The following is a 24827-nucleotide window of genomic DNA, read 5'->3' as shown; positions in this document are numbered from 1 at the left end:
TTTTCTTAGAACTCAGGATTACTAGAGGGGGGCATCTAAAATCCTAAATTACAGGAGGCAAAATCATGAGTAAAGTCCCATACAAGGTTTTATCAACGGGAGCACTAGCTGCTGCGCTATCAGTTTCTGCGGTTTCTGTGCCAGCCTTTGCAAATGCTGCAGACGTCAGTTATGGTGATGTTCACTTTGATGAATTAGAAGCCATTTCTAATTCTGAGCTTGCAAATATTAAATCAATAGGTTCATCACATTCTGATTACAGTACATACTTCAATGATGAGGGTAATTTTAAAAAGTTGCCAACATCAGTTGAGGTAAATAACAAAAATGTTGACTATAATGCACTTGCAGATAAAATGTCAGCATCTGGTGCGAAAAACATTAATGAATTTATTGAACAAGGCAATGAACTACCAACTTCAGAATTGCAGGTTGAAAGTGTAAGTGCGATTACCCCTACAAGTGTTGAAGTAACATTTGACGGCGAAGTAGCAGACTTTGATCGCAATGACGTAACTGTTGCTGCTGGCAATGGAGACCGTGAATTCGTTAGCTCTGTAGAGTTAGCTGAAGATGGTCAATCCGCAACACTTAATCTTTACAATGAACTTACTGATGAAACTACTTATGATGTAACAATCAATGCTGGTGAAGAAACTCTTACAGACTCTTTCGATTACTTAGTAGGTGATATTGCTGAAATTTCTGTTCAAGACCAAGTAATCAAACCTGGTCAAGCTACAGAAATTGATTATACAATTACGACTACTACTGGTCTAGATGTTACTGAAGTAACAGAACCAACCATTAATACTACTACAGGTACTGTTGCAAATGGTACAATCAAATTACCTAATAATGGTGATACTGCATTTGTAACGATTTCAGCAGGTGAAGTAACTAGTGATCGCTTTACAGTTACGGCAAACGCAAGTGAAGCAACAGAATTTTCAGCTTATAATGTTGGAAATGTTGCTGATTGGGGAGCTGAAGATTTTGAAGTAGATCACGATATCGCAATTGGGGATAGTAGCCAAGAACTAGATGTTCAATTCTTTGACCAATATGGAGAAAAGGCTTCTAACAGTAACGTTACTTACGAATCTCTTACTCCAAGCGTCCTTATTGTGGATGAAACTAGTGGTCAATTAACACCACGTGCAGAAGGTACTGCGGATGTTAGAGTAACGAATGGCGATGTATCTGAAATTGTAACTATCGAAGTAGTCGCTGCAGCAGAATTTGCTGGACTAGCTTTCGACCACAATAACTTAGAAGATGGATCACTAACACTTAACTCAGCCGTTGATGGTAGTGCTGATGTAACTGTACAGCTTCAAGACCAGTATGATGATGACTTCTCTGGAAGTGAGCCCCTTACAGTTGAAGTAGCTGGAGACTCCATCGAACTTGCAAGCGGCTCTTCTGAGATAACTACAACTTCAGGCACTGAAGACATTACACTTAATGCGGTTGATGGAGAGTTCGGTACTTCTACGGTTACAGTTTCTAACGATGATGGCTCTATTTCTAAATCTTTCGAAGTAAATGTTGTAGAAGCTGGAACAATTACTGGTTATAGTTTAGAAGGTGTACAAGAACTTGACCTTTATGCAAATGATGATAACGATAAAAACACTACAAACCATGAAACGACTGTAAAAGTATTCCCTGTGGATAAAAATGGTGTAAAAGTTGCTGGAGCTACTGAGGCTGATTGGAAGCTTTATGACGAAGATGGTAATCAAGTTGGAAGTAAGGTTTCAGGTAGTGCTTCTGTGACTGTAGGTGAAGGAAGCAACATAGACATCACTAAAACTGGTACGTACACTCTTGAAGCTACAGTTGGTTCCCTTGTAGTAGCTACAGAAACTATCGAAGTCGCTAACACTGAAGCTCCGTTTGAAGTTAGCCAAACACAAAGTGACTTAGAACTTAATAGTCAAGATGATCTCTTTACTAAGATTAAAGAAATCATTGAAGTTACTCAAGACGGTGAGGTCAAAGACAACATTCAATCTTTTGATGTAATATCAAACAATAAAAGTGTTGCTAACGATGGGGGTGCTACTTCCTTCACACTTCAAAGCGATGAGGATGTATTAGAAGTTGTTGGTGGCAGTGCTACCCTTACAATTGAAAAAGTAACACTTAATGGTGGTAAAGAAATAGCAGTAGATGATCTTCGAATTACTACTACTGTTAATTCAAGTGTAAGTGCGACTCATACAGCTGCTGGTGATGATAATGTTGATAAAATTGATCTAACATTTACTGAAGAGGTATCAGAAACAGGTGATTTAGCTGATCAATTTAAAGTTACTTTAGGTGGTGAACCACTATCAGTAACTAATGCTACTTATGGTACAGAAGACGAAGCTGGTGTAGCATTTAATGGAACAAGTACAGTGAGTGTTTATGTATATGGTTATGATGAAGGTCAAGAAGAACTAACAATCGACTTTACTAATAATAACTATTTCTCTTACGGTGATTCTAACCATGTTGATGCATTCAGCGTTAATATAGATACCGAAGAAGAAGTAACTGTTGACGTTTACGATGCAGAGTAATTTATTTTAAAAAAAGAGTGGGCCTAGCGCTCACTCTTTTTTACTAAGTAAGGAGAAACATAGATGAAAAGGTTAATAGTTTTACTCATACTTATATTTACTATGACTGCTTGCTCTAGTTCAAATGAAGAAAAAACGGCTGGAATTGTCTTTGGAGAAATCGTTGGTGAAAATGAGCTAGAGGCGATAAATGTGTTTGAATTAGGAGAGAAAGTAAATTTCCTAGTTGAAACTGAATCAAACTTAGGTGTAGAGCAGGTGGATGTTCAGTTAAATATTATGAATCCAGATAAAAGCGAGTGGGAGAAGGTTACAAGTAGCTCGCTTCCCACGAATCCTGAATCTAATCAAATTATGAATGGGCTTGATGGCAGCATCTTTGAACAGCTTGGACCGGGCGCTTATCAATTAGAAGTAAAGTATAAAGATCAAACCGTTAAGGGTGATTTTGTAGTAGAAGAGTAGAATCAGTTGACCAAATCAGCTGATTCTCTTCTATTTTTAAATACATAAAGGTTCATTATTTAGGGGGTTAACCTCTTGCACTTCAGCTGAAATGTAATGTATTTTCAAGTAAAAAATAATAAAGAATGCAATAAAAACTGCAGAATCTTGCCAGCCTTTTTTAGGCTTAACAATTTTGACGTGAAAGCGTATGAGTTACTCGTGGAAGCATGGGGACGGTTCTCATGCTTCTTAGAAAGAATGAAATGCTCTGTAGAGAGAAAGCTCTGCAGGGCTTTTAGTGTCTTTTCCGGTAGTTGTCACTATCCGTAGCCTATATCTAAAAAGTTCTAATCAGCCGTCGTAACCGTCGTAAAATATGGGACAGGCTGTGTTGAGCAGGTCACAGCCCAATTAATGCTGTGAAATTATGTACATTTATGGGATATTAAAAATACGGTGCCGACGGTTACGACAGTCGTATATGGTTTTCATTAAGACCTGTCTCCTAATCGTCATAATCTCTAGCCTGTATATAGGAAGGAAAGGTTGGGCAGTCCGTCAGACTGTTATGCAATAAACATGATTATATCTGCTTTATATATAAGATTTTAGTATCATAAAAGGGAATAGCTTCAGCACAATTGGGGCTAAGATCCATGCAGGGGTTACTAGAATTTCGGGCGACTGGTAAGGCTTTTTTATAATGGCGTTTGTGTATTTTCAAACTGCCGAATAATGTACTTCTATTTTTCCATAAACAGGCCATCTACATAGGAAGTAATACGGTTTTCGAAGGCCGGCTCTAAAGATGAAGGGGATGACTACTTAGGAGTGGTGACCGTGGACGAGGATGGAGATACTATTTATGTTTGCCGTTTATTAGGTTCTAATGACTTGGGTTATTGAAGGAGGAAATGACTAATGCCACAGCTTGCGCACATTACAGGAAATGGGTAAACTACTACATGGAAATCAACCCAGTTACGGGTTACGCTGGTAGGGCATAAAACAACTCGGTCTGAAATTCACCGTTGCGGTCCCGGGGAAAGGCAAGGTCGTCGATATGACCGTGCTTGGTATCAAGCGTCCGAGTATAATAACGGTTTTTCACTTGTTCCAATTCAGGGTGTTCCACCTTAAAGAACTGCTCCCTTTCTTCCTCCATAATTGTTTCAAGTTGATTTTTGACAAAATCACGTACAAGACCGTTTAGTTTATTCATGAAGTCATTATCCGTTATATGTATAGACATGGTAGGGTTCTCCTTTCTATGTTTTCTGTCCAATTCTGAGGATAACCAACCTCTTTTTGTCTGAGATAATTTCCTTAAACTATTTTACGTCATCCTCATGATTCGACATAGTTCTATGTTATAATTAAACATCAAGGATTGTATTCGGTTGGAGGGAAGTTGATTGATTCATAAGGTTATACATTGGTTTTTATTAATTATTATATCGGGTTCTGTTATTGTTTCGGCCTTTTATCAGGGGCTGTTTTTTGATGAGGCCTTTTACATATGGCATGTGGTGTTCGGTATTCTATTTATCTTGTATATGGGCTATCGCCTGATTTTTATTAAGGAACCGTTTCGGATATTGGATTATGTGATTTTTCTGTTGCCGCTCATGTATGTTCTGGCTTTCATCAATGCGGTGACGGTGAATGGTAACTTTAATCAGTTGTTCAGATACACGACATATGCTGTCTTCTTCTTTATGCTGTTGAATCTGCAACACTATAATCCATCAATTAAGAAGACTGTCCCGCACATGCTGCAGGTAATTGGATTTATGATTATCCTTTTTCCGTTTCTTCAGTATAGCGGGTTAGTAGATTATAAAGATGCGATACTAGGCAATCGTTTTTCGAGTGTGTTTCAATACCCGAATACATATGCGGCAGTGGGGATGGCTTTCCTCCTGTTTAATCTGACTGCTTTAGCCAGGCTGGATAAGCAGCAATTATGGGTCAGTATTGTGTATGCAGCGCCACTGGTTCTATATGCGTCGACGTTGTTTCTATCCTATTCACGGGCAACGCTGATTTTACTTCCGGCGGCCTGGTTTATTGGATTGATACTGCTGACGTTTAAGGAACAGCTTAAATATATTGTGTTGACGGGTGCTGCTTTTGGGTTATCGTTAATCGTCTACACGCAGATGGCCGGGGCGTCGGAGGATGCATCGAACGGCTTCTGGGTAGCTTTAGTCATCAGTTCACTTGCAATGATGTCACTGGCTGCTATCGCCGTTAAATACATGCACCGACTGACTGATAAGCCATTGCTGCAAAAGCGTAAACTTCGCTGGGCAGTACCGGTAGCAATGCTTGTTGTATCTCTGGGATTATTACTCGATTTATTGAATGAGGGTATGATCTACGGGGAACTGCCGGATCAGTTTCAAAATCGTTTAGATTCGATTGAAGCGGAGACGATTTTTGATGAGCGACGCTTTACCTTTTATCAGGATTCAGTCGATTTAATGGCATCATCACCTATTGTTGGCTGGGGCGGTGAAGGCTGGACAAACCTGTATCACGTATATCAGAGTGAGCCTTATATCAGTAATCAGGTACATAGTGTTTTGTTTGAACAACTGCTCCATGTCGGGCTGTTAGGATTTGCGGTATTCGTGCTTGTCTTTGCTTACTTTTATTTCAACATAGGTCAGCAGTTGAGAAGAGGTGCTTCCAAATGGGTGACAGCTGTTGTACCGGCAACAGTGATGCTGTTGTTGCATGCGTCTGTGGATTTCGACTTAACGTTTGGGACCACCTGGTTTCTGTTGCTCTGGTTCCTTGTCATCGGTGTGAAACCGAAAGAGGCGCCCGACATTCGTATGAAATGGGTCCAAAAAATCACGTCATACAGAAAGTGGCTCATCAGCATACCGGTGCTTGCGATGGTATTAGTTTCAACTATCTATGCGGGTCGCTTCTATTTGGCTGATCAAACCGTCGAGGATGCCGAACAGCAGCAAAATCTCTCACGTGAAGATACAGCTGCCATTTATGAACAGGCCTTGGCGTATAATCCGTATAATACCGACTATATGGTGCAATTGGCGTCGATTAATGTCGGTCTGAATAAACAGCAGGCTGTGATGGATTTGGGCGAACGTATATTGGATACAGAACCATACAACCCGCAGGCAATCGCTCAGGCTGGTAATGCGCATGCATCATTCGGCGAAGTTGAGGAAGCATTGGACTATTATGAGCGCTCAATTGAACTCGACAGGTTTAATGTGTCAACGTATGAACGGATGATCAGACTGACTTCCGGCGAAGCGGTTCAAATGGCACAACAAAACGCGCCGGAACAGGCAACAGAATATGCTGAGATGTCAACTGGCTATTACGAGCAGTATGAAGACCGGTTCACGTATTATAAAAACAACCGTAAAGGTAATTATAAAACACTGAACATGAATAGCAGCGATCTGTTCCTGGCAGCTCAGTCCTACGTCATCTTAGAAAATGATCAAAAAGCAATTGAATTACTGAAAACAATTTCCGGTGACGAAGAATTACAGATGAGAGTGGCAGCCATGCAGCTGTTGAGCCTTGAGCGTATGGGCAAATCTGACAAATACGAGGCGAAACTGGCTGAGTACAAAGATAAACAGAACACGCTTCAAAGCTATATACAAGCCTATGAACAGGCAATTTACTAAGTTAGCAGAATCGGGGGTCCGTACAGCAAGACGCCCGATTCGCTAACAATGGTATTTTCATGAATTTTCCATTGCGGACCTGTTGCACATATACGGGGAGAGGTTTAAACTAATACATGGGAAAATCATGGTTCAATTATTACCATTATGGCGAAATTTGTAGAAAACGCTTGAAGTTTGAATTTATACCAAATAATTTTAAAGATTTTATCACGTATTTCCCGGGGAATATGTCGAACGAAAGGAGGATTACCAATATGACCTTCCGAACGCGATTAACCCTATTAATCGCATTAGACTCTATTATCGTAAGTGCTGCCATTTTCGCAGCAGCCTGGATCGTCTATCCGAACATGGACATCGTCGATACAGAACCATTGTTCATAAGTGCCGTGGCGCTATTACTTTTTCATCACCTGTTCGCGTCACTCTATAAGCTATATAACAAAGTCTGGTCCTATGCCAGTGTTGGTGAGTTAATGGCGATTGTTAAGGCGGTGACGCTGTCGGTTTTAGCAGCTGGTGCCGTTCAATATATTGTTAATGATTTCACGATTTTCCGGCGCGCACTCGTTGTCACATGGATGCTACATATTATATTAATCGGTGGTTCCCGGTTTATCTGGCGCATATTCCGTGACCGGTACATAACATCAGGCAAAAACAAAAAACGCACGCTCATCGTTGGCGCCGGTGCGGCAGGCAGCATGATTGTCCGCCAATTAAAACATAATCCCGGCAGTAGTGAGTTATTGCCTGTTGCATTCGTTGATGATGACTCGGCAAAACAGAGAATGCAAATTTATGGCATTCCTGTGCTAGGGAAAGCACAAGATATCACAGCGATTGTTGATAATCATGCGATTGATCATATTGTGATTGCAATTCCGTCATTGACCAATGGCGCTTTGAATGATCTTGTCAGGGAATGCCATAAAGCCAATGCCAAGGTACAAATGATTCCCAAAATTGAGGACATCATGACCGGTAAGGTGTCTGTCAGCAGCCTGAAAAATGTTGAAGTCGAGGATCTCTTGGGACGTAACCCTGTTGAGATGGATATGAACACCATATCCGATTATGTGACAGACAATACGATGATGGTCACCGGAGCAGGGGGGTCGATCGGTTCAGAAATATGCCGGCAGTTAATCCGGTTTAATCCAAGCAGACTGATTCTCGTCGGTCACGGCGAATTCAGCATTTATACAATCGAAATGGAATTTAAGCAAAATAACCCTGCCAATGATGTCGAGATCATACCAGTTATTGGCGATGTGCAAGACCGTAAGCGGATGTTCGAGATCGTTGAGACATATCGACCAACGATCATCTATCATGCAGCGGCTCATAAACACGTCCCTTTAATGGAATATAACCCGCACGAGGCTGTGAAGAACAATGTCATCGGGACACGGAATGTGGCTGAGGCAGCCGATTCATTTGGCGTGAATACGTTTGTCCTCGTGTCGTCTGACAAGGCAGTCAATCCAACCAATATCATGGGAGCGACGAAACGTGCTGCTGAAATGGTCGTTCAGAACTTAGGCACGCAAAGCAGCACCAAATTTGTAGCTGTCCGCTTTGGCAATGTTCTTGGCAGCCGCGGCAGTGTGATTCCATTATTCAAACGCCAAATCGAACAGGGTGGCCCGATAACTGTCACCGATCCGGAGATGACACGCTACTTCATGACCATCCCGGAAGCATCACGCCTTGTTATCCAGGCAGGCGTATTAGCCAGAGGCGGCGAGATTTTTGTCCTGGATATGGGAGATCCAGTGAAAATTGTTGACCTGGCCAAGAACCTGATCTATCTGTCCGGGTATTCCGAAGATGATATCGCGATTCAGTTTAGTGGCATCCGTCCGGGTGAGAAGATGTTTGAAGAAATGCTTGGTGAGGATGAAGTTTATCCTGAGCAAGTATTTGAAAAGATTTATATCGGCAAAACAAATGAAGTTGACATCACAACGGTTAACCGTATCACCCAACAACTTAACGACCTCTCTGATGATGCGTTAAGAGATAGATTATTAGAAGCAGCAAGTACCCATAAAACAATCGAAACGATAGGCAGTTAAACAAAATCATAGAGAAAACACGGGGTGAGTTCAGTGGAAGAGGAAATCAGCTTGAAAGAAATTATAAATACACTATGGCAAGGCAAATGGATTGTAGCAGTTATCACGATTATTGCGCTATTAATTAGTTCACTATACAGCTTCGTCATCGCTGACCCTGTCTATAAGGGGAAATCGGAAGTAACCATCCATAAAGTAGCGACTGTACCTGAGAGTATCCAGCCCTACATAGATGAGATGACCAAGCCAGAATTATTTCAACAAACCATGACCTCTCCTGATGTCTTGTCAGACGTTATTGAGGAAAATAATTTGGATACAACTGTCAGCAGTCTCCAATCAGGCTTACAAATTGAGCTGCCATCAGACAGCGAAAACACCAGTTCAATCATAACGATTTCCATGGAAGGCACTGACAGAGAAAAAATCGCATCCATCATTGATAGTGCTGTGTCCACAACAAAAGCAGCTATCGGCGACAAAATTCAAACACGCTTAACATCACTTGAAGAAGAATACCAGCAAAAGATGACAGAGGAAGACGAGAAAATAACCACTGCTGTACAGGAATTCAATGAGATGGGCGCAGATGATGGTATCCCAGCCTTAATTCAATTTCAGCAGAACACAAATTCCGACGGCCAATATGTCTTTGAAATGAGTGAAGCATTACTGAACGACATCCAGAGCCTCGATAAGCAGACTAAAATCGAGTATGAAAAAATCAATGAAAATATCGCGAATCTGACAGAACTCTATAACTTCTACAACAGCAAACACGACGACATAAGCAGTGTCAGCACAATGAACATCATGGATCTTAGCATGGATGTTGTATCGGATACATTCGTACCAGAAGCACCTATCGCCCCGAGTAAATTGCTGAATCTAGCAATCTCGGTTGTACTGGGATTAATGATCGGTGTCGGTGTTGTGTTCCTGAGAGAATATATGAAGGATGAAGAAGCGAATAAATCACATTAATGGCTCATTATGAAGTAAAAGATATATAGAAATGAGGTAATTGGATGCAAACAGTCAAAAAAGCTATCATTCCAGCAGCAGGTCTTGGAACCCGGTTTCTGCCGGTAACCAAGGCAATGCCGAAAGAAATGCTGCCAATCGTTGATAAACCAACCATTCAATACATCGTTGAAGAAGCCATTGAATCCGGAATTGAAGATATCATTATTGTGACCGGTAAAGGTAAGCGTGCGATTGAGGACCATTTCGATCACAATTTTGAATTAGAAGATAACCTGATGAAAAAAGAAAAGTTCGACATGCTTGAGAAAGTGAACTACGCTTCAAATGTCGATATCCACTATATACGGCAAAAGGATCCGAAAGGACTGGGCCACGCCGTCTGGTGTGCACGTAAGTTCATTGGTGATGAGCCATTTGCCGTTCTGTTAGGTGATGATATTGTTCAAGCTGAGACACCAGGACTCAGACAGCTTATTCAGCAATATGAAGATACCGAGAGTTCTGTCGTCGGTGTTCAGCAAGTACCATTTGAACAGACACACCGTTATGGCATTGTTGATCCGAATACAGTGGAAGGCCGCCGGTATCAGGTGAATAACTTTGTCGAAAAGCCACAACAGGGCAATGCCCCTTCTAACTTGGCGATTATGGGTCGTTATGTGTTGACCCCTGAGATTTTCACCTATTTGGATAAGCAGGAATTAGGTGCCGGCGGTGAAATTCAGCTGACCGATGCCATTCAAAAAATTAATGCGTTACAACAGGTCTATGCCTATGATTTCGAGGGTAAGCGCTATGATGTTGGTGAGAAATTAGGTTTCATACGGACAAACCTGGAATTTGCACTGCAAAACGAAGCGTATAGTGACGATGTTGAACAAATGATGAAAGACTTATTAACGGAAAAAGCAAACATATAACAAGGCAGGTGGTATAACATGAATATTTCTGTTGTTGGTACTGGTTATGTCGGATTAGTTACCGGCGTCAGTCTGTCTGAAATAGGCCATTATGTAACATGTATAGATATAGATGAGACGAAAGTCGAGCAGATGAAACAGGGCATTTCACCCATCTATGAACCTGGCCTGTCTGAAATGATGACGAATAACATCGAGGAAAGTCGCTTGCACTTTACAACGGATTATACAACCGGACTTAATAATACCGATGTTACCTATATTGCGGTTGGGACACCGGAGATGGAAGATGGCACGGCCGACTTATCATTTGTTAAACAGGTAGCATTTGACATTGCAGGACATGTCCAAAAAGATACAGTTGTTGTGACAAAAAGCACCGTTCCAGTTGGTACAAATGATAAAATCAGGGATGTCATAACTAATAATTTGTCTAAAGACGTCAACATTGACGTTGTATCAAACCCGGAATTTCTAAAAGAAGGATCAGCCATTCATGATTCATTCAATGGCGATCGTATCGTCATTGGTTCCGATAGTGACGCTGCAGCAAAAATTATTGAAGACATTAACGAGCCCTTTGGTGTTCCAATATATAAGACAGATGTCAGAAGTGCAGAAATGATTAAATATGCTTCAAATGCTTTCCTGGCCACAAAAATAAGCTTTATCAATGAAATAGCGAATATCTGTGATCGTGTCAACGCGAATGTGGACGATGTTGCCAAAGGAATGGGTATGGATAAACGTATCGGCGATAAATTCTTGAATGCCGGCATCGGTTATGGTGGCTCCTGCTTCCCTAAAGATACCAAAGCACTCATTCAGATTGCCGGTAACGTTGATTATGATTTTGAACTGCTAAAAGGTGTTGTGAAAGTCAATCAGAAACAGCAGGCCTTATTATTAGATAAATTATACGAGCGATTCACCTCATTGAAAGGTAAGCGAATTGCGGTGCTCGGATTAGCCTTTAAACCGAATACAGATGATATGCGAGAGGCTGCTTCTATTGTACTAACGGAAAAACTTATTGAGCAGGGTGCTGAAGTCGTCGGCTATGATCCGATTGCAATGGATAATGCCAAAACAGTCCTGAGTGATGGTATGTTCTATGCTGATAGTGTGGATGCAGCAGTCGAAGATAGTGATGCAACGTTGATTGTAACCGAGTGGGATGACGTGAAGCATGTTGACTTGGAAGTATTTAGATCAATGACATATCCTTTAGTAATTGATGGCCGAAATTGTTTTGGATTGGATGAGATGAAAGAAGCTGGCATTGAATATCACTCAGTTGGAAGGCCATTAGAGAAGACCAAAGAAGGCAACGTGATATTGCAGGGTTAATCTGGATTATAAACATAAAATAAAAGCCGATAAACCTCCTGAACTATTAATGGAGGTTTCGGCCATATCATTTGATTTAGTAGGTTAGTAGTTTGTTGGAAAAAGAGATTAATTCCAATGAAGTACTAAGCAACTAACATGTTACTAAAACAGCGTACAAAGAAAGGGCGTCTTATAGAGTGGGAGAAAAAATTTATCTTTCATCTCCACATATGAGTGATGAAGGCTATGAAAGAGAATACGTTAAAGAAGCATTTGATACAAATTGGATTGCTCCATTAGGTAAGAATGTTAATGAGTTTGAAAACGAGCTAGCACTTAAGGTAGGCAGTAAACATGCAGCGGCATTAAGTTCCGGGACAGCAGCAATTCATCTGGCATTAAAAGCGATCGGTGTTGGCGAAGAAGATATTGTTTTTTGTCCGACGCTAACATTCTCTGCAACGGCGAATCCAATCATTTATCAAAATGCGATTCCAGTTTTTATAGACAGTAATAAAGAAACTTGGAATATGTCTCCGGAAGCCTTAGAAGAAGCTTTTGAAAAATATCCTGAGGTAAAAGCAATTATTGTTGTTCATTTGTATGGGCTATCTGCTGATATGGATGAAATCGTCAATATTTGTAATAAGCATGATGTTACTTTAATAGAAGATGCTGCTGAGTCTTTAGGTACTTATTATAAAGGTCAACACACAGGAACGTTTGGTGACTATGGCATCTTTTCCTTTAATGGAAATAAGATCATTACGACATCCGGTGGAGGAGCACTCACTTCCAATAAAGAAGAACGTATTTCAAAAGCAAGATTTTGGGCGACACAATCACGGGATCAAGCAAGGCATTATCAGCATAGTGAACTAGGTTATAATTACAGAATGAGCAATGTGGTCGCTGGTATTGGTAGAGGTCAGCTTAAGGTGCTTGATCAAAGAGTTGAGAAAAAGCGGTATATATTTGACTATTACCAAAAAGAGTTAGGTGGATTAGATGGTGTTCAATTCATGCCTTCTAACGATTGGGATGAACCTAATCGTTGGCTTAGTTCGCTAACTTTGAATGGCCGGGTTAGACCGATTGATGTAATAGAAGCACTTGAACATGAAAACATTGAATCAAGACCTGTTTGGAAGCCACTCCATTTGCAACCTTTTTTTGAGAAGTATGACTTTATTGGTGAAGGCGTATCGGAAGAGTTGTTTGAGAACGGTGTTTGCCTTCCATCTGATACGAAAATGACAGACAAAGAATTGAAGAGGATTGTAGAAATTATTAAAAGATTGTGGTCAAGGTGATGGAGAAATCAAAGGTAGGTATTTATAAAAAGTTTATAAAAAGGCCTATGGATTTCATACTTTCATTGATTGCTATTATAATTCTCAGCCCAGTCTTTTTGATGGTTTCTATCCTTGTAAGAATTAAATTGGGTAAGCCAATTCTATTTAAACAAGAAAGACCAGGTCTCAATGAGAAAATATTTACGATGTATAAATTTAAGACAATGACAGACCAAAAAGACAGCAATGGAAAGCTGTTACCTGATAATGTTAGACTAACGAAATTTGGCAGGTTGCTACGTTCTACATCCCTTGATGAATTGCCGGAGTTGTTTAATATTCTTAAGGGGGATATGTCGGTTATTGGACCAAGGCCTTTATTGGTTCAGTATTTGCCACTTTATAATGCTCATCAAAAACGACGTCACGAAGTTAGACCTGGCTTATCTGGTTTGGCACAGGTGAACGGCAGGAATGGCATTAGCTGGGAAGAAAGATTTAATTTCGACGTTGAATATGTGGATAATTTAAGCTTTGTTGGAGATTGGAGAATTATTTTTTTAACTATAAAAAAGGTTTTTGTTAGGGAAGGAATTAATTCAGAGTCTGCAGCAACAATGGAATACTTTGAAGGTAGTAAGGCAGGGGACAATAAATGAATGAGATAAACATATTAATTTTAAGTGCAGGAAGACGCGTAGAACTGGTACAGTGTTTCCAGCAAGCAGCGGAAAAATTAAATGTTAAAAGTAATATTGTAGCCGGTGACTGCTCCAATACAGCACCTGCTTTATACTTTGCAGATAGAACTTATGAATTACCTCGTATTAGTGAACCTAATTATATTAATTCTATCATTGATGCATGCAATAATGAAAAAATTTCTTTAGTTATTCCAACCATTGATACAGATTTGTTACTTCTTGCAGAAAATAAAGACTTGATTGAGAAACAAACAAGTGCAAGGGTATTGATTTCGGATTATAAGGTTGTTGAGGTATGCAGAGATAAAATCAATACGCAAAAATATTTAGAGCAGAATAGTTTTGGAATCCCCAAGATGTATACGGACGAAGAGGTTGCGGATGGCAATCTGCAATTTCCAATTTTTATAAAACCTAAATCTGGCAGTTCTAGTGTAAACACCTTCAAAGTGAATAACCTTAGTGAATTAAACATATATAAGGGGATTGTTAAAGATCCCATAATTCAAGATTTTATGGAAGGCGAAGAGTTTACTGTAGATGTATTTTTAGATTTTGAAAGTAATATTATCTCAATTGTTCCCCGTTTAAGGATAGCTACTCGTAGCGGTGAAATTTCTAAGGGAAAGGTTGTTAGGGATAGGGAGATCATTGATAATGTTACTGATTTAATGAATGTACTAAAGCCCATTGGGCATATAACTGTTCAACTAATGAAGACAAGAAAAGGCATAAATTATATTGAAATAAATCCTAGGTTTGGGGGAGGAGCACCTATGAGTATTATGAGTGGCGCTGACTCTTGTGAAAATCTTTTTCGTCTTCTGATGGGAGAAAAGTTAGAGTATAACGAGAATTACAAGGATAAACTTACTTTTTTAAGATTTGATAGCAGCATTTGTTTAAATGAGGATTTGGAGTTATAGTAAATGACGAGAGCAGTTATATTTGATTTGGATGATACGTTAATTTCAGAAAGAAAGTATGTAGAAAGTGGTTATCTACACATAGCTAAGATAATAAAAAAAAGCTATGGCAAAGATGAAGAAGAACTATATAATTTGTTAATTGATCTTTATAAAGATAGCCCTAAGAAAGTTTTTAATAGGTTATTTGATAAACTGGGCGTTGCCTACTCTCAAAGCGATATAATGGAGCTAGTAAAAGACTACCGTAACCATTTACCAAATATAGATTTCTTTGATGACGTATTACCATGCTTGGGACTACTAAAGGAAAAAAACATTAAAATTGGTATTATTACTGATGGTTATGCAAGTGCACAACGTCAAAAGCTAAAGGCTGTAAAAGCAGTTAATTATTTTAATGAAATTATTGTAACAGATGAATTAGGAAAAGAATACTGGAAGCCGCATCCTAAATCATTTGAAGTAATGAAAGAAAAACTGAATGTTAAATTCAATGATATGATATATATTGGTGATAATCCTGAAAAAGATTTTTATATAGGCAGTATGTACCCCATAAAGACAATAAGAATTTACCGAGATGGAGTTTATAAAGATAAAAACTATTTGAGTAATATCAAAGAAGATTATTCAATCCACACTTTAAATGAATTAAATTCTATTATTACTTAGATAAAAAGTAGTTTGGGAAGCCGTTTAGGTAGTCACTACGGGATTTACTTCTAGGTTTAAGTTAGGGGAGCAAATGATGGCAAGGATTCTAATACTAGCTAATAATGATGTTGGATTATATAAGTTTAGAAAGGAAGTTATTGAAGCTTTACTCGTGGATTATGAGGTTTATGTCTCATCACCCCATGGTGATTTAGTTCCTGATCTAGAGGAGATGGGTTGTAAGTATATTAATACCCCTATGAGCAGACGAGGAACCAATCCCATTTCTGACATAAAATTATTCTTTAATTATTTACAAATCATTAACAATGTTAATCCTGATGCTGTTCTAACATATACGATAAAACCCAATGTTTATGGTGGCCTAGCTTGTAGGGTGAAAGGAATCCCATATATAACCAATATTACAGGACTTGGTACTGCTGCCGAAGGAAACGGTTTGTTGCAGAAAATTACTTTACTTTTATATAAGGTTGGGTTAAAAAGATCCGACTGTGTGTTTTTTCAAAATAAGGAAAATGAACATATCTTTAAGGAAAAATCAGTTGTGAGTGGTAACGATAGATTAATACCGGGTTCAGGTGTGAATTTGAAACACTATAGATTATTAGACTATCCAAAAGATGATCCAATACACTTTCTATTTGTATCTCGTGTTATGCAAAAAAAAGGAATTGACGAATACCTAAAAGCGGCAAGATTCATACGGGAAAAGTATCCTAATACCAGGTTCCATGTACTAGGATTCTGCGAAGAAGCATATCAAGGTGAACTTAATAAATTACAAAACGAGGATATTATCCAGTATCACGGTATGCAAAGTGATGTAAGAGAGTTTCACAAAATCTCTCATTGCACAATTCATCCTACTTATTATCCTGAGGGTATGTCCAACGTTTTATTAGAAAGCGCCGCAAGCGGTCGTCCGATTATTACAACTAACCGCAGCGGGTGCAGGGAAATAGTTGATGACGGCATTAATGGATATGTTGTTGAACAAGAGAACAGTCAGAATCTTATAGACAAGATTGAAATGTTTTTAAATCTTTCTCATGAAGAAAAGAGACAAATGGGAATAGCCGCACGGAAAAAAATTGAAGAAGAATTTGATCGTCAGATTGTTGTTGATGCTTATATGGAAGAAATACAAAAGGAAATAGGTTGAGAAAAATTATTCTAAACTAAGAGAACAACCTGAATGATGGAAAGATAGGGGATTGTATGAGAGTTTTGCACGTGATAAATGCCTTTACGGGTGGAGGAGCGGAAAAGCTATTACATGATACGGTTCTTAGTCAGAAAGAACGTGGGGCAGATGTGGAAGTAATGGTTTTGAGCCAACAAAATAACCATTATTTAGATACTGTGAAATCTAAAGGCATACAAGTTTATGTATCAAATAGTAGGTCTCTACATTCCCCCAGTCAAATCAATGAATTGAAGAAGGTTATTGCGAAAGGTGATTATGATATTGTTCATGTTCATTTATTTCCTGCTCTCTACTGGGTAGCACTTTGCAGTTTATTTGTTAATAAAGATTTCAAACTCGTGTATACAGAACACAGCACCCATAACCGTCGTCGTGATAAGTCTTACTTCAGACATATTGAATCTATTATCTATAAAAGATATCAACGTATTTTTTGCATAAGTGAAGGAACTAAACAAAACCTTATTCAATGGATTCCATCAACCGATAAGAAAGCAAGAATTATTCCTAATGGTATAAATCTATCTGATTATACTGATGCAAAGCCCTATGATAGATCATACTTATTCGCTAACATCAAAAAAAATGATAAATTAATTGTTATGATAGCAAGATTTGATCATCAAAAAGATCACGAAACTTTGATAAAGAGTTTAAGTTATTTAGATGACTCATTCAAATTGATACTCGTTGGAGATGGGGGATGGACAGAAAATATTAAATTAATCACCATCAGTGAAGGCGTACACCATAGAGTCTCCTTTTTGGGATTTCGAAAAGATATTCCTCAAATTTTAAAAACTGCCGACATTTTTGTTTTATCTTCACATTGGGAAGGTTTTGGGTTAGTAGCAGTGGAAGCAATGGCGAGTGGTATTCCTGTTTTAGTTAGTGACGTCACGGGTTTACGAGATGTAGTAGAGCGAAAAGATATGATCTTCTCTCAAGGAGACCCAGAAATGTTAGCCAAGAAGGTAAGATCCATATTAATAGATGAGGAAAAATCACCAAAAATAATTAATTATGGTTTGAATCGTGCTAAGGAGTTTTCGATTGAATCAATGGTAAACAGATTGGAACAGGAATATAATACTCTAATAAACACTTAGAATTTATTATATTTTGGATAATTCAATATATGATCTATAAATACCAGGAGTTATTTAAATGAAAATTAGTGTAATTATGTCAGTTTATAATGGTGAAAAATACTTAAATGAATGCCTAAGAAGTATATTAAATCAATCTTATTCAAACTTTGAATTATTAATTGTTAACGACTGTTCGACTGATAAAACTGAAGAAATAATATATAAATTTATACCCAAAGATACTAGAATAAAATATTTTAAAAATCACGAAAACAAAGGTCTTACTAAAAATCTAAATAAAATGATTTCATTATCATCAGGAGAAGTAATAGCTAGAATGGATGCCGATGACATTGCTTGTAAAGACAGGTTTTTAAATCAAATACATGTATTTGAACAGAACAAAGATGTAGATGTGGTTTTTACTAATGCATGTATAATAAATGATAAATCGAACCATGTGTGTGACGCATGGAGGCCGAATAACAGTGATGAAATGATCAAATTAATGCCGTATTTCAACTATATTATTCACCCATCAACAATGATAAAAAAAGAAACGATTTATAATGTTGGGTTATATGATGAAAACTATATAACAGGACAAGACCACGAGCTGTGGCTAAGGATCATAAGGAATAAAGGTCGATTTTATTACTTAAATAAAAATTTATTGTATTATAGGATAAACCCTAATAGTGTACGTAGTAACTTAGGTGAAAACTATAATTATAAATTGTCAAAAGTATGTATTGCAAACGGGAACAAAAATGAAGCTATCAAATATTTAGGTAAACTAAATTTAAAAGAGAAGATTGATGTACTAATTAGGTGCTTATTTCCTTTTTGGATGTATAGAAAAATAATATATGGTAAAGACGTTTTTAAATTCATTAAATAATATTATTTACAATTGAAGCGGTTAAGGTATTCCATAATTATTATAAAAGTAATGTCTATTAACTCCAATATTTAACCTAGAATTTAATGGTGGCTTACTCAAATTATACTATTGGCTTTTTGTCTGTATGGAAGTATAACAAACGTGTTTAGCCTTAGAATAACTAGTTCATTATTCATCTATAAAATAAATTTAATTATATTTAACCCAATCAGAGATAGGATGTTTTTTTTGCAAATAATAATCTATTACATTTTATTTATTTTATTATCTATATATATCTTGACGATAAATAATGTAATTGTAACATTTGTTTTATGTTTATTATTTTATACATCTGTATTTGCCTATTCGATAAAAAAATACAGTTTTTATTTCGCAATTACAAGAGTTCTAATATTATCTCTACCATTCTCTTTCATAAATATATTTGGTGGTGACTATGGTGAATTACCAATATCATGGTTTAACATTATTGTAGTAATTGTATTATTTTTAAATGCTATTTATTTTTTATTTAAGGGATATATTCTTAAAACTCCTTTATCATTAATATCTATAATAATGATACTTATAACCTCTATTGTCTTCATTTCGAGTGAGGACTATATAGAAAGCTTTAATGACTTAGTGAATAATAGTGTTCCGTTTATCTTGGCATTATTTGGTTTTTATATAAAAGAAAATATAACAAAAAAACAGACAAATGTATTAGAAAAGGATTATGTGTTTACTACAATAATTGCAGGCATTGGTGTATTTATCCAATTTATTTTAAAAAAGACTGTAGGTATTGAAATAGGCACTTATCAATTTTTAGGTGGCTATAGAGAGGCATATGGTTATTTATTTTCGGATTATAGCTTTTATCGTTGTATCTCGTTTCAGGCGCATTTATATTGTATTTATCTCGTAAAAATAACTTACATTACATCATATTAGGGTTCTTGTTAATAACGAGTTTAATTACTTCTGCTAGAACTGGAATTGTATCTTTTTTAGTAGTATTTAGTATTTACAATTTTCTTCAACTTTATAAGTACTTATATAAGGGTAGCCCTAAAGGGTTGTTATTACTTTTGATGAACATTGGACTACTTATAGGAAGTGTTTTTTTAATATTTTCTATAAGGGGCAAAGCATCATTAAGTGGTTCAGGTCGTTTAAAACTAAATGAAATAGCATTTAATATCTTCCAAGACAATCCAATTATGGGAGTAGGGTTTGGAAGTACAACTTACAGTCATATAGGAGGTATGTTACCACATAATTTATTTTTCCAAGCACTTGCACAGGGTGGAATCATTTATTTTGTACCGCTTTTTATTTTCATTATTACTTTATTATTGACATGTTTAAATAACAATTCTAAATACTTTTATCTTTTCATTTTAATTTTATTTGGGGCTATGTTAATACCAAATATACTTAGTTCAAGATTTATAGGCGTAGTATTTTTAATCTTCGTATTAAGCTTGGAAAATAATAAAAATAAGAGGGCTTATCCAATATGAATGTTGAGTTAAGGGGATATTTATATTGGTGTGTAACCACGACTATTATTTAGCTATCTATAACAGAGAACAGTAACGGACAAGTTGAGTTAGTTGTTGGTAAAGTGAATGCGCACATTTCTGTAGAATAATAAAAGATTTGAGGGTGTGAATAATTTGGAGGGGTTAGTAAGTGTTATTATAACAACTTATAAAAGATCATTTGATACATTGTCAAAGGCAATTAATAGTGTCTTAACACAAACATATAATAATCTAGAGTTAATTATAGTTGATGATAATCCTGAAAAATCCAGTCATAAAGTGGATATTCAGTCTAATCTAAAAGCACTTAATGATAATCGTGTGAACTATATACAACATGAAAATAACCAAGGCGCTTGTGTAGCAAGAAATACTGGAATTAATAATTCTAGAGGTAATTATATAGCCTTTTTGGATGATGATGATGAGTGGCTTCCGAATAAACTAGAATATCAAATAAGAAAATTTTCCGATGAAAAAGTTGGATTAGTTTATTGTTTTGCGTATATTATAACAATAAAAGATAATAAACAAATAAGTAAAAATGTCATAAGTAATAGAGTCTCAGGGATGGTATATGATAAATTGATTGAAAAAAATTTTATCGGTTCTACTTCCTTTGTCATACTTAAAAAGGAAGCACTAGACCAGTGTGGGTATTTTAATAATGATTTGAAATCATCACAGGATTATGATTTGTGGTTAAGAATTTCAAAAGGGTATAAAGTCAATTATGTTGATATCCCTTTAGTCAATTATTATATACATGAAGGCGAAAGGATATCTGAAAATGTTGATAATAAAATACAAGGTAAAGAAAAAATTAATGAATTAAATATAGATTATCTTAAATTACATCCAATAATTCATAGTAAAAGAAAATTAACGGTTGTACCATTTTATGCAGTTAAATATGGCTGTAAATTTGCTATGAAAAAATGGTGGGAAGCTGTAAAGATTTATCCATATCATAGTGCTATTTTGAAGAACTTAGTAAAATTGATTTTGTATAGCTTTAGATCTATTTAAAGCTGCTGTAGAAAGTTATTTCAATAAATTACTGCTTCAAACTGAAATTTAGAAAAATCGTACTCGTCAATAATTAGGTGTATTGTATGATTTGTGAGGTCAATAAATGAAAAAAAACATTAATAAATTAAGTAAATCACACTTTGTAAGAAATGTTACTGTTATGGCTACTGGGGCTGCCGGAGCACAGGCTATCACCATCGCTTTATCTCCAATTATAACAAGGTTGTATGGCCCTGAAGCTTTTGGCATTATGGGTACATTTACTGCTTTAACAAGCATCATTATTCCAGTTGCAGCATTGACTTACCCTATAGCGATAGTATTACCTAAAAGTGATAAAAATGCTAAAGGTTTAATAAAACTGTCGATATTTGTTACTTTAATCATAGCTTTTCTTACAACAATCATCTTATTATTTTTTAAAAATAGTATTCTAGAAGCATTTCAAATAGAGGGAATATCTTCCTTCTTATATTTAATACCGCTTGTTATAATATTTGCTGGTCTAATGCAAGTATCCGAACAATGGCTTATTCGGACAAATCAATTTTCAATAAATGCTAAGGCAAATTTCATGCAATCGGTTGTTGTAAATGGGGGTAAAGTTGGAATTGGCTTAATTTATCCAACAGCAACTGTTTTAGTCGCTTTACAAGCAACTGGAAATGGTATAAAGGCCCTTATGATGATAATTTTTGCTAAAAGGTCAGATTATAAAGGAGAAATGCAGCCGCAAGAGAGAGGTGATTCAGTTAAAAAACTAGCTAAAAAACATAGAGACTTTCCTTTATATAGGGCGCCGGAGGAATTTTTTAGTGCAATATCACAGAATATACCGATATTATTTTTAACATCTTTTTTTGGACCAGCAGCTGCAGGGTTTTACAACATAGGTAAGACAGTTCTATCTTTACCTTCTAGGTTGATAGGACAATCAATAGGTGATGTTTTCTATCCCCGTATTTCAGAAGCAGCAAACAATGGAGAGAGTTTGAATCGACTTATAATAAAAGCCACTTTAGCACTTGGTGCTATAGGTATCATTCCCTTCGGAACGGTTATTATGTTTGGTCCCTGGCTTTTTGAATTTGTGTTTGGGGAAGGATGGAACGTTGCTGGTGAGTATTCAAGATGGATCTCATTAGCGTCCTTTTCAGTATTTATGAACAAGCCTAGTGTAAGAGCTATACCTGTTTTAGCATTACAGAGGCTGTACCTATTCTTTTCGATAATAAGATTAATCATTCGATCGTCTGCACTTATTGTAGGTTTTGTGGTTTTTGATAGTGATGTAATTGCAATTGCTTTATTTGGAATTACAGGTGCTTTATTAAACGCGGTGTTAATTTTAAGTACAATAAAAATAAGTAAGAAATTATATAAAAGCAATTAGTTCGTTTATATTTGTTATATGTAAGGAAGGCAGGAATTCTTATGTTAACATTGATTAAAAAATTTTATCGTAAATTGCATTCTTTTTTTGTGGCTTTACTTGTAAAAATATCACCCTATCTCGCAACGAAATATTTATATAAAAGAGCAATGGGTAAAAGTATAGATTTAACAAACCCAAAGAATTTTAATGAGAAAATACATTGGTTGAAGTTGTATTGGAAACATCCTCTGGTCTCAAAATGTGGAGACAAATTTGAGATGAGAAATTATGTAAATGATATGGGGTTGTCCAATATACTAAATAATATACATTCTGTTTATGATGATGCATCGAATATTGAGTGGAATACCCTTCCAGATAAATTTGTGCTTAAAGTAACAAGTGGTTCTGGATTTAATATTGTATGTAAAGATAAAAATAAAATTAATCGTAGAAAAGTCGAAAAGAAATTAAATAAATGGATTAAAACAAATTTTGCTTTAAAAGTCGGGGAGATAAATTACCAGAGTATGAAACCGAGAATAATTTGTGAGGAATTCATGGAAACTGAAGAAGGTAATCTTCCAATTGATTATAAAATTTTTTGCTTTAATGGTAATCCTAAATATATTCTAGTAGTAACTGAAAGAGAGATAGGGGTAAAAAGATTTATGTTTGATAACGAATGGAATAGTATAGATTTTTTAAAAAATAGAACGAGTGATGGCATGATAACCCCAAAAAAGCCTGATTCTTTACAAGAAATGATATTTTATGCAGAAAAGTTATCAAATCCCTTTCCATTTGTAAGGGTGGATTTTTATGATTACAATGGTCGGACTATATTGGGCGAGATGACGTTTACCCCGGATGCAGGACTCGCAACACGTTATAAAGAAAGTTTTTTAAGGGAACTAGGCGACATGATTGATTTACCGGAGAAAATAACGTAATTAAGTGTTATATGCTACCGGTTTATTCAATCTATAACAGAAAGGAGATAATGATATGACTTCCCACTCACCAAACGCAAAAACCTACCTAGTTACCGGAGCTGCTGGCTTCATAGGATTCTATTTTTCCAAGAAACTGTTGGATCAAGGCTGCAAGGTCATTGGCATTGATAACCTGAATGATTATTATGACGTTAATTTGAAACAAACACGGCTGGATCAGCTGCAGCCCTATGAGACATTCACCTTTATTAAAGGGGATATTGCAGATAAATCCAAACTAATGGAGACGTTTGAAGGACATAAACCTGATATTGTCGTGAACATGGCTGCACAGGCTGGTGTACGTTATTCGATTGAGAACCCGGACGTCTATATCCAGAGCAATCTCATTGGTTTCTACAATATCCTAGAAGCCTGCAGACACTTTCCGGTCGATCATCTGGTCTATGCGTCATCTAGTTCGGTGTATGGGGCGAATAAAAAAGTGCCATTTGAAGAATCGGATTTTGTTGACAATCCAGTGTCGCTGTATGCATCAACGAAGAAGTCTAATGAATTAATGGCGCATACGTACAGCCACCTTTATAGCATCCCGGCAACAGGTCTTCGTTTCTTTACGGTTTTCGGACCAATGGGACGTCCGGATATGGCTTACTTCGGTTTCACGGATAAGTATTTTGCAGGGGAGCCGATTAAGGTCTTTAACAATGGCGATTTTGATAATGATTTGTATCGTGACTTTACATATATTGACGATATCGTTAATGGGATGCAACGACTATTGGGCAATCCGCCTGAGGAGGCAGAGGGAGCACCGCACCGTGTCTTTAACATCGGCAACAACAGCCCGGAGAGGCTTATGACGTTCATTGGCGCCCTGGAAAAAGCGTTGAGCAATGCATTAGGTCGTGAAGTGGAGTTTAATAAAGTCTATGAGCCTATTAAACCTGGTGATGTACCAGCAACGTATGCTTCAACAGATCTGCTTTATAACGAGGTAGGATTTAAACCGGAAACATCCATTGAAGACGGGTTGCAAAAGTTTGCTGATTGGTATGTGGATTATTATCAGGTGAAATGAACAGACGATTTTCCATT

The 24827-nt window shown here is 36.8% G+C and carries 20 protein-coding genes and 1 pseudogene; 20 read left to right on the top strand and 1 reads right to left on the bottom strand.

Features of this window, described 5'->3' with window-relative positions:
• The first annotated feature begins 65 nt into the window (after positions 1–65).
• Positions 66–2573, top strand: a complete 2508-nt coding sequence (locus tag FFL34_RS07310; RefSeq protein WP_138602844.1) for an Ig-like domain-containing protein — start codon at positions 66–68, stop codon at positions 2571–2573.
• 63 nt (positions 2574–2636) lie between these two features.
• Positions 2637–3038, top strand: coding sequence for a putative periplasmic lipoprotein (locus FFL34_RS07305; protein WP_138602842.1), 402 nt, complete (start codon positions 2637–2639; stop codon positions 3036–3038).
• A 988-nt stretch (positions 3039–4026) separates the two neighbouring features.
• Here FFL34_RS07305 and FFL34_RS07300 read toward each other — a convergent pair.
• Positions 4027–4272: pseudogene (locus FFL34_RS07300) on the bottom strand (transposase); the annotation flags it as partial.
• Between the two features lie 163 nt (positions 4273–4435).
• On the opposite strand from FFL34_RS07300, the gene FFL34_RS07295 reads away from it, so the two are divergent.
• The 18 genes from FFL34_RS07295 to FFL34_RS07210 all read left to right on the top strand — a co-directional run bounded on the left by FFL34_RS07295 (position 4436) and on the right by FFL34_RS07210 (position 24810).
• Complete coding sequence (locus tag FFL34_RS07295; RefSeq protein ID WP_138602840.1) at positions 4436–6700, top strand: O-antigen ligase family protein; 2265 nt, start codon at positions 4436–4438, stop codon at positions 6698–6700.
• A 257-nt stretch (positions 6701–6957) separates the two neighbouring features.
• Positions 6958–8784, top strand: coding sequence for a polysaccharide biosynthesis protein (locus tag FFL34_RS07290; RefSeq protein ID WP_138602838.1), 1827 nt, complete (start codon positions 6958–6960; stop codon positions 8782–8784).
• A 51-nt stretch (positions 8785–8835) separates the two neighbouring features.
• The gene (locus FFL34_RS07285; RefSeq protein WP_171046319.1) at positions 8836–9768 is read left to right on the top strand and encodes a Wzz/FepE/Etk N-terminal domain-containing protein; all 933 of its coding nucleotides are present in this window, start codon (positions 8836–8838) and stop codon (positions 9766–9768) included.
• A gap of 44 nt (positions 9769–9812) precedes the next feature.
• On the top strand, positions 9813–10691 hold the full coding sequence (galU, locus tag FFL34_RS07280) for a UTP--glucose-1-phosphate uridylyltransferase GalU (RefSeq protein WP_138602834.1): 879 nt from the start codon (positions 9813–9815) through the stop codon (positions 10689–10691).
• Between the two features lie 18 nt (positions 10692–10709).
• Complete coding sequence (locus FFL34_RS07275; RefSeq protein ID WP_138602832.1) at positions 10710–12041, top strand: UDP-glucose dehydrogenase family protein; 1332 nt, start codon at positions 10710–10712, stop codon at positions 12039–12041.
• A 179-nt stretch (positions 12042–12220) separates the two neighbouring features.
• The gene (locus FFL34_RS07270) at positions 12221–13336 is read left to right on the top strand and encodes a DegT/DnrJ/EryC1/StrS family aminotransferase (protein WP_138602830.1); all 1116 of its coding nucleotides are present in this window, start codon (positions 12221–12223) and stop codon (positions 13334–13336) included.
• A complete protein-coding gene (locus FFL34_RS07265; protein WP_325053267.1) occupies positions 13336–13977 on the top strand; it encodes a sugar transferase in 642 nt (213 codons plus the stop codon). The genes FFL34_RS07270 and FFL34_RS07265 overlap by 1 nt, the downstream gene beginning before the upstream one ends.
• Positions 13974–14948, top strand: coding sequence for an ATP-grasp domain-containing protein (locus FFL34_RS07260; protein WP_138602828.1), 975 nt, complete (start codon positions 13974–13976; stop codon positions 14946–14948). Before FFL34_RS07265 ends, FFL34_RS07260 begins: the two co-directional genes overlap by 4 nt.
• A gap of 3 nt (positions 14949–14951) precedes the next feature.
• Positions 14952–15623: an HAD family hydrolase gene (locus tag FFL34_RS07255; RefSeq protein WP_138602826.1), complete on the top strand. Its 672-nt coding sequence runs from the start codon at positions 14952–14954 to the stop codon at positions 15621–15623.
• Positions 15624–15699: 76 nt separating this feature from the next.
• Entirely contained in the window at positions 15700–16791 is a 1092-nt protein-coding gene (locus FFL34_RS07250; RefSeq protein WP_138602824.1) for a glycosyltransferase family 4 protein, read from the top strand.
• Between the two features lie 71 nt (positions 16792–16862).
• Positions 16863–17945, top strand: a complete 1083-nt coding sequence (locus tag FFL34_RS07245; RefSeq protein WP_171046318.1) for a glycosyltransferase — start codon at positions 16863–16865, stop codon at positions 17943–17945.
• Positions 17946–18003: 58 nt separating this feature from the next.
• Positions 18004–18828 carry a glycosyltransferase family 2 protein gene (locus FFL34_RS07240; protein ID WP_138602821.1) on the top strand — a complete coding sequence of 275 codons (825 nt, stop codon included), beginning with the start codon at positions 18004–18006 and terminating at the stop codon, positions 18826–18828.
• A gap of 231 nt (positions 18829–19059) precedes the next feature.
• Positions 19060–19770 (top strand): hypothetical protein, encoded by a 711-nt coding sequence (locus FFL34_RS07235; RefSeq protein ID WP_138602819.1) that lies wholly within the window; start codon positions 19060–19062, stop codon positions 19768–19770.
• Positions 19701–20342 (top strand): O-antigen ligase family protein, encoded by a 642-nt coding sequence (locus tag FFL34_RS07230; protein ID WP_138602817.1) that lies wholly within the window; start codon positions 19701–19703, stop codon positions 20340–20342. Before FFL34_RS07235 ends, FFL34_RS07230 begins: the two co-directional genes overlap by 70 nt.
• 156 nt (positions 20343–20498) lie before the next feature.
• Positions 20499–21395, top strand: coding sequence for a glycosyltransferase family 2 protein (locus FFL34_RS07225; RefSeq protein ID WP_171046316.1), 897 nt, complete (start codon positions 20499–20501; stop codon positions 21393–21395).
• A gap of 106 nt (positions 21396–21501) precedes the next feature.
• Positions 21502–22791 (top strand): lipopolysaccharide biosynthesis protein, encoded by a 1290-nt coding sequence (locus FFL34_RS07220; RefSeq protein ID WP_138602813.1) that lies wholly within the window; start codon positions 21502–21504, stop codon positions 22789–22791.
• A 41-nt stretch (positions 22792–22832) separates the two neighbouring features.
• Positions 22833–23726 (top strand): ATP-grasp fold amidoligase family protein, encoded by an 894-nt coding sequence (locus tag FFL34_RS07215; protein WP_138602811.1) that lies wholly within the window; start codon positions 22833–22835, stop codon positions 23724–23726.
• 55 nt (positions 23727–23781) lie between these two features.
• The gene (locus FFL34_RS07210; RefSeq protein ID WP_138602810.1) at positions 23782–24810 is read left to right on the top strand and encodes an NAD-dependent epimerase/dehydratase family protein; all 1029 of its coding nucleotides are present in this window, start codon (positions 23782–23784) and stop codon (positions 24808–24810) included.
• Positions 24811–24827: the final 17 nt, after the last annotated feature.

Source organism: Lentibacillus cibarius, from assembly GCF_005887555.1.
In the GTDB taxonomy this organism is placed as follows: domain Bacteria; phylum Bacillota; class Bacilli; order Bacillales; family Amphibacillaceae; genus Lentibacillus; species Lentibacillus cibarius.
This window is presented reverse-complemented; position numbering and strand designations above follow the sequence as displayed.

Coding starts and splice junctions, on each gene's coding strand:
- FFL34_RS07310 (WP_138602844.1), top strand. CDS start 66: ATGAGTAAAGTCCCATACAAGGTTTTATCAACGGGAGCACTAGCTGCT.
- FFL34_RS07305 (WP_138602842.1), top strand. CDS start 2,637: ATGAAAAGGTTAATAGTTTTACTCATACTTATATTTACTATGACTGCT.
- FFL34_RS07290 (WP_138602838.1), top strand. CDS start 6,958: ATGACCTTCCGAACGCGATTAACCCTATTAATCGCATTAGACTCTATT.
- galU (WP_138602834.1), top strand. CDS start 9,813: ATGCAAACAGTCAAAAAAGCTATCATTCCAGCAGCAGGTCTTGGAACC.
- FFL34_RS07275 (WP_138602832.1), top strand. CDS start 10,710: ATGAATATTTCTGTTGTTGGTACTGGTTATGTCGGATTAGTTACCGGC.
- FFL34_RS07265 (WP_325053267.1), top strand. CDS start 13,336: ATGGAGAAATCAAAGGTAGGTATTTATAAAAAGTTTATAAAAAGGCCT.
- FFL34_RS07260 (WP_138602828.1), top strand. CDS start 13,974: ATGAATGAGATAAACATATTAATTTTAAGTGCAGGAAGACGCGTAGAA.
- FFL34_RS07255 (WP_138602826.1), top strand. CDS start 14,952: ATGACGAGAGCAGTTATATTTGATTTGGATGATACGTTAATTTCAGAA.
- FFL34_RS07250 (WP_138602824.1), top strand. CDS start 15,700: ATGGCAAGGATTCTAATACTAGCTAATAATGATGTTGGATTATATAAG.
- FFL34_RS07240 (WP_138602821.1), top strand. CDS start 18,004: ATGAAAATTAGTGTAATTATGTCAGTTTATAATGGTGAAAAATACTTA.
- FFL34_RS07220 (WP_138602813.1), top strand. CDS start 21,502: ATGAAAAAAAACATTAATAAATTAAGTAAATCACACTTTGTAAGAAAT.
- FFL34_RS07215 (WP_138602811.1), top strand. CDS start 22,833: ATGTTAACATTGATTAAAAAATTTTATCGTAAATTGCATTCTTTTTTT.
- FFL34_RS07210 (WP_138602810.1), top strand. CDS start 23,782: ATGACTTCCCACTCACCAAACGCAAAAACCTACCTAGTTACCGGAGCT.